Origin of the sequence: Moritella dasanensis ArB 0140, assembly GCF_000276805.1 — a bacterium.
Taxonomy (GTDB): domain Bacteria; phylum Pseudomonadota; class Gammaproteobacteria; order Enterobacterales; family Moritellaceae; genus Moritella; species Moritella dasanensis.
In genome coordinates this window covers 1-16,010 of sequence record NZ_AKXQ01000029.1, presented here as the reverse complement: position 1 = coordinate 16,010, position 16,010 = coordinate 1, and the positions used below count along the sequence as shown (strand labels likewise).

Annotated in this window: 15 protein-coding genes and 2 tRNA genes; 9 read left to right on the top strand and 8 right to left on the bottom strand. The window is 39.5% G+C overall.

The genetic code is table 11. From position 1 onward, the window contains the following. Nucleotides 1-40 precede the first annotated feature (40 nt). The 4 genes from A923_RS0118875 to trpR form a co-directional block, all read right to left on the bottom strand. Nucleotides 41-484 (bottom strand): acyl-CoA thioesterase, encoded by a 444-nt coding sequence (locus tag A923_RS0118875; protein ID WP_017223257.1) that lies wholly within the window; start codon nucleotides 482-484, stop codon nucleotides 41-43. Between the two features lie 37 nt (nucleotides 485-521). Further along, the gene (locus A923_RS0118870) at nucleotides 522-1,409 is read right to left on the bottom strand and encodes an endonuclease/exonuclease/phosphatase family protein (protein WP_017223256.1); all 888 of its coding nucleotides are present in this window, start codon (nucleotides 1,407-1,409) and stop codon (nucleotides 522-524) included. Between the two features lie 168 nt (nucleotides 1,410-1,577). Next, nucleotides 1,578-2,819, bottom strand: coding sequence for an aromatic amino acid transporter (locus tag A923_RS0118865; protein ID WP_017223255.1), 1,242 nt, complete (start codon nucleotides 2,817-2,819; stop codon nucleotides 1,578-1,580). A gap of 4 nt (nucleotides 2,820-2,823) precedes the next feature. Beyond that, nucleotides 2,824-3,087 (bottom strand): trp operon repressor, encoded by a 264-nt coding sequence (trpR, locus tag A923_RS0118860; protein WP_017223254.1) that lies wholly within the window; start codon nucleotides 3,085-3,087, stop codon nucleotides 2,824-2,826. 333 nt (nucleotides 3,088-3,420) lie between these two features. Here trpR and A923_RS0118855 point away from each other — a divergent pair, with 333 nt between their 5' ends. Then, a complete protein-coding gene (locus A923_RS0118855; protein WP_017223253.1) occupies nucleotides 3,421-4,179 on the top strand; it encodes a helix-turn-helix domain-containing protein in 759 nt (252 codons plus the stop codon). Nucleotides 4,180-4,280: 101 nt separating this feature from the next. Here the strand turns inward: A923_RS0118855 and A923_RS0118850 are convergent, their stop codons facing one another. Beyond that, nucleotides 4,281-5,603: an OmpP1/FadL family transporter gene (locus A923_RS0118850; protein ID WP_017223252.1), complete on the bottom strand. Its 1,323-nt coding sequence runs from the start codon at nucleotides 5,601-5,603 to the stop codon at nucleotides 4,281-4,283. Nucleotides 5,604-6,033: 430 nt separating this feature from the next. Between A923_RS0118850 and A923_RS0118845 the strand changes: the two genes are divergently transcribed. From A923_RS0118845 to A923_RS0118820, 6 genes are all read left to right on the top strand, one after another. Further along, entirely contained in the window at nucleotides 6,034-6,564 is a 531-nt protein-coding gene (locus A923_RS0118845; protein ID WP_017223251.1) for an NUDIX domain-containing protein, read from the top strand. Between the two features lie 109 nt (nucleotides 6,565-6,673). Beyond that, complete coding sequence (locus tag A923_RS0118840; protein ID WP_017223250.1) at nucleotides 6,674-8,173, top strand: FMN-binding glutamate synthase family protein; 1,500 nt, start codon at nucleotides 6,674-6,676, stop codon at nucleotides 8,171-8,173. Nucleotides 8,174-8,336: 163 nt separating this feature from the next. Continuing rightward, entirely contained in the window at nucleotides 8,337-8,840 is a 504-nt protein-coding gene (locus A923_RS0118835) for a hypothetical protein (RefSeq protein WP_017223249.1), read from the top strand. 76 nt (nucleotides 8,841-8,916) lie between these two features. Further along, complete coding sequence (locus tag A923_RS0118830) at nucleotides 8,917-9,351, top strand: Rrf2 family transcriptional regulator (protein WP_017223248.1); 435 nt, start codon at nucleotides 8,917-8,919, stop codon at nucleotides 9,349-9,351. Nucleotides 9,352-9,586: 235 nt separating this feature from the next. Further along, nucleotides 9,587-10,069: an SRPBCC family protein gene (locus tag A923_RS0118825; RefSeq protein WP_017223247.1), complete on the top strand. Its 483-nt coding sequence runs from the start codon at nucleotides 9,587-9,589 to the stop codon at nucleotides 10,067-10,069. 382 nt (nucleotides 10,070-10,451) lie between these two features. Continuing rightward, nucleotides 10,452-11,837, top strand: a complete 1,386-nt coding sequence (locus A923_RS0118820) for a sodium-dependent transporter (protein ID WP_017223246.1) — start codon at nucleotides 10,452-10,454, stop codon at nucleotides 11,835-11,837. 93 nt (nucleotides 11,838-11,930) lie between these two features. Here A923_RS0118820 and A923_RS0118815 read toward each other — a convergent pair whose 3' ends face one another. Next, on the bottom strand, nucleotides 11,931-13,121 hold the full coding sequence (locus A923_RS0118815; RefSeq protein ID WP_017223245.1) for a hypothetical protein: 1,191 nt from the start codon (nucleotides 13,119-13,121) through the stop codon (nucleotides 11,931-11,933). Nucleotides 13,122-13,345: 224 nt separating this feature from the next. On the opposite strand from A923_RS0118815, the gene A923_RS0118810 reads away from it, so the two are divergent. After that, nucleotides 13,346-13,975, top strand: coding sequence for a LysE family translocator (locus A923_RS0118810; protein ID WP_085984827.1), 630 nt, complete (start codon nucleotides 13,346-13,348; stop codon nucleotides 13,973-13,975). 130 nt (nucleotides 13,976-14,105) lie between these two features. Further along, entirely contained in the window at nucleotides 14,106-15,539 is a 1,434-nt protein-coding gene (locus tag A923_RS0118805; protein ID WP_017223243.1) for an FAD-dependent oxidoreductase, read from the top strand. 110 nt (nucleotides 15,540-15,649) lie between these two features. Here the strand turns inward: A923_RS0118805 and A923_RS23025 are convergent. Further along, nucleotides 15,650-15,750: transfer RNA gene (locus A923_RS23025), tRNA-Asp, on the bottom strand. Between the two features lie 77 nt (nucleotides 15,751-15,827). Further along, nucleotides 15,828-15,928 (bottom strand) — tRNA-Asp (locus tag A923_RS23020). Nucleotides 15,929-16,010: the final 82 nt, after the last annotated feature.

Below are 16,010 nucleotides of genomic sequence, written 5' to 3'. Positions count from 1 at the left end.
TAAAGTGAAGTGAAGTTAAGTTAAGTTAAGTTAAAGTCAGTTAAGCAGTAAATAACGCCGGTTGTAACAGCTTAATCTTATCAACAATATCTGCAGGTACCGGCATTTTCTTATGCGCGCTGTAATCCACAAATACAATCACGCCTTCCCCTTCTGCAACGACACGTTGTAAAGTATTACTCCACACTGCATATTTCATTATTAGCTTATGTTCAGCAAACTCTGACACAGTCGCACCAATTTTAATGGTATCAGGTGACTTTAACGGCGCTTTAAAACGGCAATTCGTTGCAGCCAAGATAGGACCAATACCATGGGCTTGCATGTATTCCATGGCTTTTATTTGTTCAAAATAGCCTATTCGCGCTTGTTCAAAATAGCGAAAGTACACCGTATTATTAACATGACCAAATGCGTCCATCTCACCCCAACGCACGATATCATCAACAATAATGGGATACTGTTGTTTAAATTTTTCCATCATATTCATTTCCTAATTGCTCTCAAGCTACATCAAAAAGCTAAAGCTGTGGGCCAAAGCGCGCAACAATAGGGTTGTGGTCAGATGCATCGGTTTCATAAGACGATGCACTTAGCTGTTGCATGCCTCTATAGTAAATATCATCAAGCGGATTACCAAATGCGGTTCTACGTACATCCTTTTGATAAACCGATTTTTGTAAGTCGACACTCGTTGTCATCGTATGCAATTGATCTAAACGCTTATTCGTCCAAGTATTAAAATCCCCAGCCATGATCACTGGCCCATTATGCTGACGGATCACAGCAATAACCCCTTCGAGTTGTTGATTAAACTCATCAACACCTAAGGTGAAGTTAATCATGTGCATGTTAGCGACAAGCAGAGGTTCATCACTGCCAGCCCAAGGGTAATAGCTAATCAATGTCGATTTAGGGAAACGTAACCAAGGTTCTGTGATTGCTTGCTTACAAACAGAGATAGGCGCAACACGGCTTGCGGTTAATACACCCATTGATTGATTGTAAACACTAAAAGCTTCGACTTGTGTCCAGCTCAATTCATATTGTTGCATCAGCTGCTCTAACAAAAAGCTTAACTTTGCTTCTTGTAAGACAATTAAATCGTTATCTTCAATCAACTTCGTCAACTCACGACGCCAGTTGTCATCTTCTTGCTTATAAATATTCCAATCGGTAATGCTAAACTCAGCCGGTAATTCATCACTCGTCACAGTCGTATTATTTATAAATACCGGACATGTCGCAATCGTGTCAGTAACAAAACCACCTTGCTCACTACTTTCAGATGTCGCGCCTGCAACTTTCCATGAAGAATTTAATTTGGGGATATCGGCAATATCAAAACAGCCCGACAGGGAGAAAACCAGCGTTGAAATAGCTGCAATGCGAGAAAAGGAATAATTCATATTAAAGTCACGTAATCAAAATATATTTTATTATACTTAATAAAATATAATTAACTCAAAACTAATCGCGTAAATAAACATTATTCACTAAATTAACGCATATTAATTAGCTAGTTTGCCGTTAATGAACTCTCACTAACGGCAATATACTACCGACCTAACTGCAAATTAAGCTAATAAGCCCATCATAGAGAGTACTTGGAAACTGACAACACACACCGCAAATACCAAAACGACAGCCATACGAGCATGACCACCCGAAACAAGAAAGTCTGTGGTTGGTAAATATTTACGCGCCTGAAACGCTAATGCCACGGGTGTAAACAAGGCAAATACGGCCGCTGCAAATCCAGCATAACCAATCGCGTAGATAAATCCATTTGGCAGTAATACCCCACCAATCATCGGCGGTACAAACGTTACTAATGCCGTTTTACTGCGACCCGATAAGCTATCATCCAATTTCAACAGGTCTGTTAAGAAATCAAACAGACCCAGTGCCACGCCCAAAAATGAAGTCGCGACAGCAAAGTTAGCAAATAGTTGTAAGGTCACGGCCAGTGTCGCACCTGAGCCAGCAGACTCTAACGCAGAAACTAACGCGCCCATGTTACCGCCTTGTGCAATAACACTAGCGAAACCGTCACGACCAATAACAGTAAAGCTTGCTAACAACCAGATTAAATAAATAGTTAGCGCCAACAAACTACCGTAACGAATTGAGTTAACAACTTTAGAGCTGTCTTTATTATAATATTTAACCAAGCTTGGGATATTAGAATGAAAACCAAAACACACCATTAACGATGGAATTGCTGCCCAGCTATACGGTAATCGCTCCGTCATTTCAGCAAGCGGCTGTAATAATGAAAGGTTTGCGCCACTCAATAAACTATAAATAGCGATACTAAACGTAATAACCATGCCACCCAGCATTGCTGAAGTAAAACGGTCTACGGCTTTCGTACTAAAGCTCACGATAAGCCCCAATAACACCGCAAAGACAAAACTCGCAACAGACTGATCGACCTCAATCCCCAAACCTGACTGCAAGCTGTGTCCTAGCATTGAGCCACCACCAGAAATGTAGGCGTAGACTAAGATATAACTCACGAACAACACAGACAAACCATTAAGCAGTCGTAATGAGGTTGGTAGTAGTGCTTTGGTCATCGAATCAAAATTAACACCATGTTTAAATTTCTGGTTCGCTTCCAGTAAGTAAAGTGCAGAACTGTACATGCAGTACCAAGACACACACAAAAACAATACAGCCCAACCAAACCACATGTTTGATGTTAAGACAGGTAAAGAAAACATACCGGCACCAATACTCGTACCGGTAATGATGAAAACACCGCCAAGAGAAGATGGTTGCACTTCTTGATTGGCCGTCATTACGTCAGACATATCCCTACTTCCTAATTAATAATGTTTGTAATAATTTTTTTTCTTTATCACTCATGGATTTCAAATTGTTTGAACCGCGAGTAATAGTGGCAATACTAATGTTGTGTTTTTTGGCAATTTCACGCTGTGATATCTCTGCAAGCAACAGTTCTTTATAAATCAAAGCTCGCGCATTAATAGCATTTAATTCTTCGCAAGAAAGCAACAAAGGAAGGACGATAGATATATCTTCTTCACTTGATATATCTCGGAGTAATGCGTTAATCATAACCAATAAAACCTTCACTTAGACTGTAATGGTGCAATAGTACAGTATTACATGCTAGTGCGGCAAGTTTAATTATTTCATCTCTCGAATTAGTGTTACATTATATAAACATCGATATATGAAATAAATTGCACAAATTTACACCCAGAGATACAATATCTAATAATATTTTATTCTTATATAAATAACCCTTATACAAATAGATTACTCTAGGTGCGTGAATGATTTGGTTATCACTACAGCAATTAAACTTCTAATTATGTTATCTTTTTTAGCTAAACATAAACTTGAGCAAAAATATAGCAACTAACGCTTTAGTACCAAGGACAATAAATGTTTAAAAAAGAAGGTTTTGGCGCTAAATTACGTCAAACTCGTAAAGATCATAAACTGTCTCAGTTTGATTTTGTATCACAGTTAGCTAACTCACATAAAGAGTTTACCGGTCTGTCACAGACCACATTATCCCTCTGGGAAAATGGCAAACGTGAACCGTCTTTTTTACGCCGCATCGCTATCGCTCGCTTCTTTGCTGAAGGCTATGAAATGAGCGAGCAAGAGAAAAAATTCGTCAGTAAAACGAAAGCCACAGAAGTGGGTGCAAGACCGTCATTTTATCCGGTGAGCATCACTGATATCGTCATCACTGATTTCGTTAACTTAAGTGAGAAACAAGCCGACGTTGTCGCGCAAGGCCACGAACATTTTTATAAAGAAGCGCTAACAGAAACAATGGCCGCTTTTCCGCCGTCACACTACGCTGTTAGTTTATTGATGAATGAGAATGCGATTGTCGGCCATTATATTTCCAATAACGCTGGTATTATTGTGTCGTTTTGCTTCATTGATAACAGTGTGGCTTTTAAGATGGTTTTAGACTTGGATGGTAAGTTTTCATCGGTTGTCCTGCCAACCAGAACTACCGCTATCGCGTCATTTTTTCAAGATTTGCACTTTGAACCTTACCCAACTGCATCACGCGTTAAGTTTTATAAAGGCAGCTTAAAAGACCTTTATAATAATCCGTTCTTTAAAGACTTATTGAATAACAATGCGGATTTAGTACGTTTTAGTAAAGCGCAGAAAGGCTAAGCTAACCACCGACGGTTAGCAGAAATAAAAACGCTATAACGAAAAAGGCCCAGCTAATAAATTAGCTGGGCCTTTTTGTATTTATCTGAAATTAATTCAGATTAAAATACCATGTTCATTTGTGCAGATACGATAATAGCAGTTGCTGTTGAAGTGAATGCTACATCTTGAAAGCCAGCTAAAGCACTCTCTTCTTTAAAGTCAATTTCTTCACCTAAAATATAAGCGGCACCAAAGTCGAAACTCATTGTTTCACTTGCAGCATAACTCATACCAGCAGATACTTGATGGCGGTCAGTATCCGGCATTGCAACAATGGCGTCACCCGCTTGTTGATCATATGCATAACCAGCGCGTAGTGTTACAGATTCAGAAACATACATAGTTGTACCCACCGCATAACGCATGCTATCAGAGTAATGTAATGGTTTTTCAAAACAAGTTCCAGCAGGGTTTAAGGCACCAGCACAATCACTGCTTGTTGCTTTCAGTTCTTCTAACGCACTCCACTGTGTCCACATAGCACTATAATGCACTGCAAAAGTATCATTTAACTTGTGAAAACCAGACAACTCTGCAATAGCAGGTAAAGTAATATCAACAGTACCTGTTACAGTACTTGTAAGTTCAGGATCTCCAGGTATCACCCCCCCCCCTGGTCCTGGTACGAATGTAGGAGGTGTTGAATCTTTGATCGGATCAAAGGCTAGACCTTCACCAGTGAAATCGCCTTCAAAACTCATATCGACTGCAGAGCGATAAGTTAAGGCTAAACGGTTGTTTTCATTGAATGTAAATAAAGTACCAACATTCCAACCATGACCAATGGAATTTCCGCCCATATCAAAAGAACCAGCAGGACCAGCGTCTCTAGTCATTTCAGCTTGACCTACAACTAAGTCATAACCTGCGCCTATGCTTAATAAATCATTCACTTTATAAGCAATATTAAAGCTACTATCAATAGTAATAACACTTGTAGTACCACCAACATCACTATAAGTAAACTCATCACTTGCTTCAGTGCCAGTCCCGTAGTTTGAGAACATCGCAAAACCAACGGCTACTTTATCGTTGATAGGCATGATAGCCGCGAAGCTTGGTACAAATTGATCTGGAGCATAATCTGATTCAGTTTGAGCATTTCCGCCCATATCTTCATAATCTGTATCAACATCAGGGGCAATGAAAGCAAGTTGGCTTGATACCGTGATTTTATCAAACATCGTCATTGCAGCCGGATTCTTCGTCAATACTAAAGCAGTATCAGCGATTGCGCCTTCACCTGCGTTAGCACGGCCTAAACCTGTTGCTGAATGTTCGCCAACTTGGAAACCAGCAGCAAGTACAGAGCTAGATGCAGTTGCCAATGCCAGCGCGATTGCTGAACTAAGGTATGAAGTCACTTTCAAATTGCGTGTCATTACATAAATCCTGTTGTTATTATTTGGGTATGCCGAGGATGTTAATGTATTGTGACAGGTCGTAATATATCGTTTAGAAACAATATTACCTAAACGATATATTTACTCATAAAGAGGTGTTTTTAGTTATACTTAGCGTATTTTAGCGTCGTTATCGCGACAATAGCATTAGAGTTAAGACTCCATAGTACATTTTAAACAATTAAGAAAAGTCCTACTAATTACCATAAAAGTAAGCGTAAACTTACATATTGCAGTGACAATGTATGAATGTGTTACTATAGCGCCCTATTTGAAAGCGCATTCGATGATTAATAACCAATACGGTTAGCCCTCTATGCGTAAACTCAACAACAAATTATCTATATCAAGTATTGAAGCTTATCAACTTACTTGAATATCAAATTAATAATGACAAGAGCCGTTTATAATGATCAATCAAATGTCCGTCCTTCGTTCAACTATTCATCCCGACGTAACAACCCCTAAAAAGACTGATCAACGCGTTGCTGCACGCGGCATCATTACTCAAGGTGACGAAATATTACTCATCTTCACAGCCCGCTATCATGACTACAGCTTACCCGGTGGCGGCATGCATGAAGGCGAAGACATTGTGACCGCTTTAATTCGTGAAGTAGAAGAAGAAACTGGCGCTGAAAACATTCATAACGTTGTCCCTTACGGTTGTTATGAAGAAATGCGTCCTTGGTATAAAGGTGACTTTGACAGCATCCAAATGCTTTCTTATTGCTTTACTTGCGATGCCAACAAACAACTCGGATCGCCAAGATTAGAAGAAAATGAAATAAAAAATGGCGTGAGCGCGATGTGGATTAATATTCATGAAGCGATTGCCCATAATCTTGAGGTAATTAAGAGCTACCCAAAAGCGGGTCTATCCATTGAACGTGAAACCTATTTATTACAGAGAATCGCGAAAGAACTTGTCACTGCATAATCGCGTACCTGCTAGAACGCCATAAATATGTTATTAAATTGTTATTAGTTATGCAGCAACCTTTATTGTATTCTTAACTTAAGGATAGAATTTAATAAAGGGTTAACCTATGCAACCAGAATTTAAATCACAAATCGATATGCTACTGTATGGCCTCGATATTATGACAGGCCTGTTCATTTTAGCACTCGGTGTTGGGATAATCAGTGTTATCTATATGTATATAGTAGATAAAACACAAACCAAACAAGCGATCAGACACAACTACCCCGTCATCGGCCGATTCCGATATTTATTTGAAAAACAAGGTGAATTCTTTCGCCAATATTTCTTTGCACAAGACCGTGAAGAAATGCCCTTTAACCGAGCTGAACGATCTTGGGTTTACCGCGCAGCAAAAAATGTCGATAGAACCGTCGCATTTGGCTCGACACGTAATCTCGATCAGGTCGGCACGATCATGTTTATGAACTGTGCATTTCCAACATTAACTGAAGATGCTATCCCGCCACAAAAAATCACTATCGGTGCCAATTGCGCCCAGCCCTACTCGACAAGCTCGCTGTTTAATATTTCAGGCATGAGTTACGGCGCAATTTCAAAACCCGCGGTATTAGCATTATCGCATGGCGCCAAAGAAGCGGGTTGTTGGTTAAATACCGGAGAAGGGGGTTTATCCGCTCATCATCTTGCTGGCGGCGCCGATCTGGTTTATCAAATAGGTACTGCAAAATATGGCGTTCGTGATGACAATGGCCAGTTAAGTGATGAAAAACTAAAATCACTAGCTGCAATTGAACAAATTAAGATGTTCGAAATAAAACTAAGCCAAGGTGCGAAACCAGGTAAAGGCGGGATCTTACCCGGTAAAAAAGTCACGGCTGAAATAGCCAAGATCCGTGGTATTCCCATCGGTGAAGACTCTATTAGTCCAAATGCGCACCCAGAAATAAAAAATGTCGGTGATATTCTGGATATGGTTGAGCGTATTCGCCAAGTGACTGGCAAACCAGTCGGTTTTAAGTTTGTGCTTGGTCACAGTCAGTGGATAGATGATCTATTAACCGAAATTAATCAACGAGGTGCGGCCTCCGCACCAGACTTTATGACTCTAGATAGTGCAGACGGTGGTACGGGCGCAGCACCACAACCCTTAATGGATTATGTCGGTTTACCGTTAAAAGAAAGCTTACCTTTATTGGTGAACATGCTGGAAAAATACCATTTACGCGAGCAGATTAAAATCATCGCATCAGGAAAATTAATAACCCCTTCGAAAGTAGCTTGGGCATTAGCAGTCGGCGCTGATTGTATTGTATCAGCGCGCGGTAACATGTTCGCACTAGGGTGTATCCAAGCACTACAATGTAACAAAAATACCTGTCCTACCGGTATTACCACGCACAATCCTAAACTACAACAAGGGCTCAATGTAAAAGACAAAGCGCAGCGGGTAGCAAACTATAATAAGTATATTCATTATGGTGTGGGGCTCATTGCTCATTCTTGCGGTGTCAATGAACCACGAAAACTACGACGCGATCATGTGCGTATCGTCACTGAAAATGGTCTTTCTATCGCACTTGATAAACTTTACCCGATAGAATAAATAACCCATCCAGCTGAGCTTAGGTTTTTGTTTTTAATGCTTTTTAACCAATTTCAAATCTAAGATAAAATAACTTGTGCTCTTGGTTAATATTTCTAATAGTTCAGCGTATAACTGTATCCCTAGCAACCGGTTTTAACGATCGTAATGAAAGGGAACTAAAATGAAGCTATTAGTAAAACAAAACGTGGGGGATATTAATAAAGACCACTTAAAGATTTTAGACAATGTCATCACCTTTTTACAGTTCAACATTGATGGCCTTGAATTCCTTCCTTTTAATCTCGGTGAAGAACAAGATGATTACCAGCAAGCTTTTCAGCGACAAACTGGGATCATCTTTACACCCGCTAATTACCGCCATTATCGCTTACGCTTATTATCGGTTGTTGATGCCCTGCTTTATATCCATACATCATCCAATGATAGCGATGCCTATGAACTTTCTTATAATCTAAGTTCAATCCACCCTAAACCGGTATTTTTTGCTGTCTGGCGTGGTGCTCCAATTAAAAGTCCACTGCTAAAAGAACTCGATCAAGATTATCCAGTGACCTATTGTCAGTTCAGTCACCCTAGAGAGCTACTCGAAGGTTTTAAACTGTTTTTACAAAAATACGGTAAAGAAGCACTAAATGATCAAGTTGAAAAAGAGTTGGTATCCTAATTTCGGATAATAACAGTGATTTCTAACTCTCTTTACGCATAATTAATTAACGATAACTCTGCTAATGGTGATAAAAGTGAAGATAACGACTTATACAGATTTTGGTATACGCACATTAATGTACTTATCCACGCTGCCAAAAGGACAACGCTCAAGTTCTGCAGAAGTTGCTGAGGTCTATCAAGCATCACGAAATCATATTGCCAAGGTGATTGCGCATCTTTCTTCGCTCGACTACATCAAATCGTCTCGAGGAAAAAATGGCGGGATATGGTTAGCAAAATCGGCATCAGAAATCAACGTTGGACAACTAGTACGCGCGTTAGAAAATAATTTAAGAGGGTTTGATGATAATACTGAAGACAGCGACTTAGTACCGACTTATCAGTTAAAAAATCTATTACAGACGAGTATCGAAGCTTTTCTTCAAACACTCGACCAATACACGCTTGCTGATTTACTCGATGAACAGCATGAATTTGAATCATTACGCTACATGAAACAAGCCTAATTATCATGAAATACATGGGTCATCGATAATATATAGTAGAATTATCGGTAGTTTTCCCATGCACTCTTTCAGTGCATTGTATTATAAGAAAAAAACGTTAAATACCCCGCTCAATTTCAACGTCTCATTCTTGACAATAATCACTATGTCGTGCAATGTAGCGACAATAAATACTACTTCTAGGATATACTCTCTAGAAAAGTAAACGCTATTATTCATAAAAGGGACATTTAAAATGGCTTTCGACGTAAAAATACAACTTAATAAAAAGTTCTCAGTACCAGCAGATATCGATACCGTTTATAACCTTTTAGCTGATGTGCCAGCATCGACAAGTCACTTTCCAGATTTAGAAAATTTGATCGAAGAAGCAGCGAATACTTACCGCTGGGAAATGAAGAAAATCGGTCTAGGTCCAATTCAATTACAAACAATTTACGCATGTGAATATACGTGTGATCCAGAATCTAAATCAATTACTTGGGTACCGCGTGATACTGCCAATAATAGTGCAAAAGTATCCGGTGAATGGATCATAACTGAAACAGCTACAGGCTGTGATATTAACTTATTAACAGATGCAGTCATTACAATTCCACTACCTAGCCTTGCTGGTATCGGTTTGAAACCTGTCGTTAAAATTGAATTTGAAACACTATCAAATACTTACATTAAGAATCTCGCGAGAGCACTTTCAAATGTAACGGCAACGGCTTAATTACGTTTTAAATAACACAGATTCTGTTTTATTTTATCAACCTGAATTAGACACTAATTCAGGTTGATTTCCCCCATTCCAGTTACTACCTACCTAGTATTACCCTAGTTCACGCATAGAATAAAAAACAATCAAATCACAGCCCACTTATGCAAAAATAGCAAAAAACTGCAATATAAAGCCCATACTAAAATTATAAGCATTTAGTTCTGAACTGAGAAGCTCAACTGAAACCTTTAACCAGCTACAGGCCGATACAAAGAGTTAAGTAAATAAATAACCGCCTTTTTAGAGTTATCATCTAATTAAAGAGCTTATCTCGGTGTTTTTAATATGTTATTAGTATGTACATAACTATATGTACATAACCCAGGACGGGAAAATGACAACAAGCACAACAATTGACAGCCGCTGGTCTAGCGAATTTAAGTACGTACTTGCAGCTGCTGGCGCAGCTGTAGGTTTAGGTAACCTTTGGAAGTTCCCTTATATTATGGGCGAAAATGGCGGTGGTGCATTCGTACTAGTCTACCTATTCTGTATTCTACTTATCGGTATCCCGGTTATGATGGCAGAGGTAATGATTGGTAAACGAGCACGTACTTCACCAGCAAATGCATCAGCAACTGTAGCCAAGGAATCAGGCGGTTCAAGCATTTGGTCTCTACTCGGTGCATCAGGCGTTATCGCTGGGTCACTGATCTTAAGCTTCTATATAGTTATTGCCGGTTGGGCAGCTGCTTATATCTTCTTTGGTATCAGCGGTGACTTCCTAGCGACAGTCGGTTCAGAAATATCACACAAAGATGAGATCGGTGCGCTATTCACTGGTTTAATCACAGACACAACGCAATTGATCATCTGGGCTTCAATTACGATCATTGCAGCAATGTTAGTATTAATTCGTGGTGTTACGGCTGGCTTAGAAAAAGCAGTAACTTACCTCATGCCATTACTGTTTATTCTTCTTACTATCATCATGGTTTATGCTGCAGCAACAGGTAATTTTGGTCAAGCAGCAGAATTCATGTTCTCACCAGATTTTTCTAAACTGTCATTTGACGGTGTATTGACTGCTCTAGGTCATGCATTCTTCACGCTAAGTTTATCATCAGGTATCATGATGGTTTACGGCGCATATATGCCAGAAGGTACATCAATCGCGAAAACGTCTATCTATATCGCAATAATGGATACAGCAGTAGCACTTATCGCAGGTATGGCTATCTTCCCAATCGTATTTGCTAACGGTATGGAACCTTCAGCTGGTCCTGGTCTACTATTCGTGTCATTACCAATCGCGTTTGGTCAAATGCCACTAGGGTCACTGTTTGGTACGTTATTCTTCATCATGGTGACATTCGCTGCATTCACATCAGTGATCGCACTGCTTGAATCACCAGTGGCATACCTAAACGAACGTCTTGGTTTAACTCGAGCGAAAGCAACTATCGTTGCAGGTTGTACAATTTGGGGACTGTCACTATTAACAGTATTCTCACTAAGTGGTGCACCTTGGGCTCAAGATGTTGTGATGGGTCTAAACTTCTTCGATGCATTAGATAAATTAACAGCAAACATCATGCTACCACTTGCAGGTCTATTTACTGCGGTATTAGTTGGTTGGGTTGTTAATGAGAATATCACGCGTGAAGAGTTTGCTTTACCTGAAATTGCTTATAAAGCGGTTATGTTCTGCCTACGTTACTTATCGCCAGTAGCGATTGCAATTGTATTCTTGCAAGCAGTAGGTCTCATTAGCCTTTAATAGCTAAAACACAGAAACTAAAAAGGCTTCATTATGAAGCCTTTTTTATTTCTACGATTAATCAAATCTTAATTAATCACTTTGTATTTCAGATTAACCAAAAATAGCACGTATCAACTGCATCACTTCTGTCGCACTTTTACCTTTCTCTACTTCAACAATCATAGAGTCTCGCTTACTTTGTAAATAAGCAGGCAAATCAGGTTCAGTCAATAGACGGTCTACCGCTTCCGTTGCGCTTTCTTTAGTACGTTTTTGACGTACAGCACCGGCAACACGCGTACGGCCACCAGTAGCGCTACGAACAACCACTGGCTTATTTTTCAATTTTAGATAGTTTGATTTACCAGCGAAATCTTTATCAACAAAAAAGAACAGGTCAAATAACACAACACGGTTATTCCATAGCTCAAGTTCGGTTGCATCTTCTGGCTGTGCCGATTTAAACCAAGGTTGACGATGAAGCCCTTCAATCACATCGACCCAGTAACGAGAAAAATCTGTTGCTTTTAGCTTAACAAGACCAAGACCTTGACATAACGCATCTACTTTTGTCGCAGTAAGTACCATAAAGACATCAGGTCGATGCATTGCTAATAAACGCGTAGCAGCAAACAAGCCAGCCTTGCCTTTATCTAATGTAGCAAAAGCGGCTATATAGAGTTTTACAAACGCTTTATAATTCGCTTCAGTTACTTCACCTTCTGATGGAATTGCAGATAATGCATCATCAAGTAGAGAGGGTGTATGTTGTAATAACTCGTGCAAACCTTTTGCACCACGTGTACTACCGAACAATTCAACATCGAAATCAAACTTTGCAGGTTCATGTGCAGATAAGTGTTTACCGGCAAACGCGAGGCGTTCCACATCTGACATATCTGCGAACGTGCTTACACGCAATGATCTGATGTAGTTTAATAAGCGTAGGCGCTCTGCTAATGCTTGGCGTTCGGCTTGATCAAGTATGAAATTTTTCAGAAAAGGCCAAGGTGTTATACGTGACGTTTTAACCTGGCGGCAAGTAATTGATGCTTCTAATAACTGCAGTAATTTTTGCAACGGTTTTTCATGTTTTGCATCAAGCAAATCCATATTTATACCGTAACGCACGTAATTGTATAACTCATTACACCAACCAAGAAAATCTCCAGGTCGGTTAGTGACTTTAACAGCCATTAAGTTCAAGCTGATTTCAGTAACATAATCGACGATTTGATCATACTGTGCTGTTTCAACATCAGAGAGTCGCATTTCTTGCGGAGAAGTAATAAATTTTATCATTAAGGCGTCATTCCAGTCTAAATACTAAATACAATTGCAGAAGTAATAAGTATAGGCTTAAGGATAATTTTTTAAACCTATACTTGGATAAATTTAAAAATGAATACTTCGATTAAATGAACAAAGTAAAAAATGGCTAATTTATATTCATCCAACAATAGAATACAGAAAATTGATTAAATAGTGATATTATCAACTCTCGACCCCACAACTAAGCTTGCATAATGTCCGCCATCGATTTACAACTTTTAGCAATTTTTATTCCTACCTTTTTCTTCGTTTCGATTACACCAGGTATGTGTATGACATTATCGATGACATTAGGCATGACGATTGGTGTGAAGCGTAGCTTGCACATGATGTGGGGTGAATTACTCGGAGTTGGTTTAGTTGCTATTTTAGCCGTTATTGGCGTGGCTACTGTGATGCTGAAATACCCGAGTGCATTCTCAGCACTTAAATATCTAGGTGGTAGTTATCTTATTTATCTTGGAATCCAAATGTGGCGTTCAAAAGGTAAATTAGCTATCTCAGATAGCGCTGGTGTTGAAGACAAGATGAAGCCGATGCAATTGGCCAGTCAAGGTTTTGTAACCGCGATTGCGAACCCAAAAGGCTGGGTATTCATGATTTCATTATTACCGCCATTCATTAATCCAGCACAAGCATTAACGCCGCAACTATCAGTGTTAGTCGCCATTATTCTGGTTACCGAATTTAGCTGTTTGTTAATGTATGCCAGCGGTGGACAAACATTACGTCTGTTTTTACAAAAAAGTAATAATGTACGTTTACTCAATAAGATTGCCGGTTCACTGATGGTGTTTGTTGGGTTCTGGTTAGCAACCGGATAAAGTTCATGCTAATACTTAAAGATCATCGTAATTTAGTTAGTATATATGCACTTTAACTAAAAATAAGTTTCATTCCCGTATAAATAATTGGCATAATAAATTATCTAATTATTTATACGTTGCGAAGAGCATGATCAAGAACATACCTTCAACTCTAAAATCAAAACGCATTGCAGTTATCGGCGGTGGTATTGCAGGTAGCACCATCGCGCTGCGTTTGGCAGGGTTAGACATTAATGTCACATTATTTGAAGAAGGTGTTAGCTTAGTTAATGGACCACCAGTATGTCATTTGCATGCAGGCGGTAACCTTTACCCTGATATATCTGATCACCAGTGCCTAACGTTATTAGAACAATCTATCGCAACAATGAAAATCTATCCGCATTGCATCAATAAACGTCCGACCGTTATTGCCATCCCCCAACGTGATGCTGGTAATATCGAAACTTTACTGCCAAGACTTGAGTTGCTCACTCAACGCTACAAATCGTTAATTCAAGCGGATGAAAGCAATAAAGTACTCGGTGATGTAGATGATTATTATCAGATGTTTAGCCGTGATGACCTCGAGTTATTAAAAAATACACCACAACCAGCAGAGATAACGCAATTCTCAGATTGGATGATCCCACTTGCTAAAACGTTAAATTTTGATTCCGTAAAATTCCCATTACTCATGGTACAAGAATACGGTTTAAGCTTATTCCGTATAGCAGCAAGTACTGAACTTAGCCTAAAAGCCTCATCATCTTGTCACTTACTGGTAAACACAAAAGTGACCAACGTGAACTACACTGCCGATAAAACGTGGTTAATCACACATTCTGAAAATGGTAATCAAGCGACAACCGAAGTTGATTATTTGATTAATGCCTGTGGTTATAGAACAGGTGTTATTGATGACATGGCTGACACGCCAAAAGAACGTATGGTTGAGTTTAAAGCCGCTTACATTACTCATTGGCAACAAAGTGAACGTTGGCCAGAAGTAGTCTTTCACGGTCAGCGTGGGACACCTGAGGGCATGGCACAATTAACGCCATATCCTGATGGTTATTTCCAGTTACACGGCATGACTGAAGAAATTACGTTATTTAAAAATGGACTCGCTAAGACAACAGATGACAGTGCCCAACCTAAACTGGATAAAAGCTTTATTAACAAGCTTGTGCAAGGTTGGGATAAGGAAGAATCTGATAGTCGAACGCAAAAAGCCATTAACCACATCGTGCATTTCATTCCGAGTTTTAATGATGCAACGATTGCTGGTAGACCTTTGTTTGGTGCACAGCAAATACCGGGGAAAGATGTCTCTCTACGAGCTTATGACGTGTCATTTGAGGGTCAACAATATGCGAGAGCTGAAATCGTTAAAGCTTCGTCAGCACTCACTGTAGCAGATCAAATCATTCATAAGCTTTTTAACTATTCATATGCACAGCTAAGTGATTCAAATAAGCCTAATACGAATTTCATGACGCTCTCTGAAAGCGATATAGATAAGCTGGCATGCAGCATAGCTCAAGATAGAAACTACCCAACATCGCTCGCTAAGATCTAGCTGTAAATTAAGCCAAGGATGGCTAGCACTCCGCATAATCTGTATTTTTGTATCCCTAAATTTCAGGCATAAAAAAACCTGAATCAATGATTCAGGCTTTCCTTGTTTGTTGGCGGAGTGGACGACTTTTTGTAAACCACAACTCGTGGCCCACGGCGTGATAGGCCGCTTATCTTTTTATGAGGAGTCTAACCAACTGAACTACCACTCCTTACAATCTGTGTTTCTGTATGCCTAAATTTCAGGCATAAAAAAACCTGAATCAATGATTCAGGTTTCTTTATTAGTTGGCGGAGTGGACGATTTTTCGTAAACCACAACTCGCGGCCCACGGCGTGATAGGCCGCTTATCTTTTTATAAGGAGTCTAACCAACTGAACTACCACTCCGTACAATCTGTGTTTCTGTATGCCTAAATTTCAGGCATAAAAAAACCTGAATCAATGATCCAGGTTTCTTTATTAGTTGGCG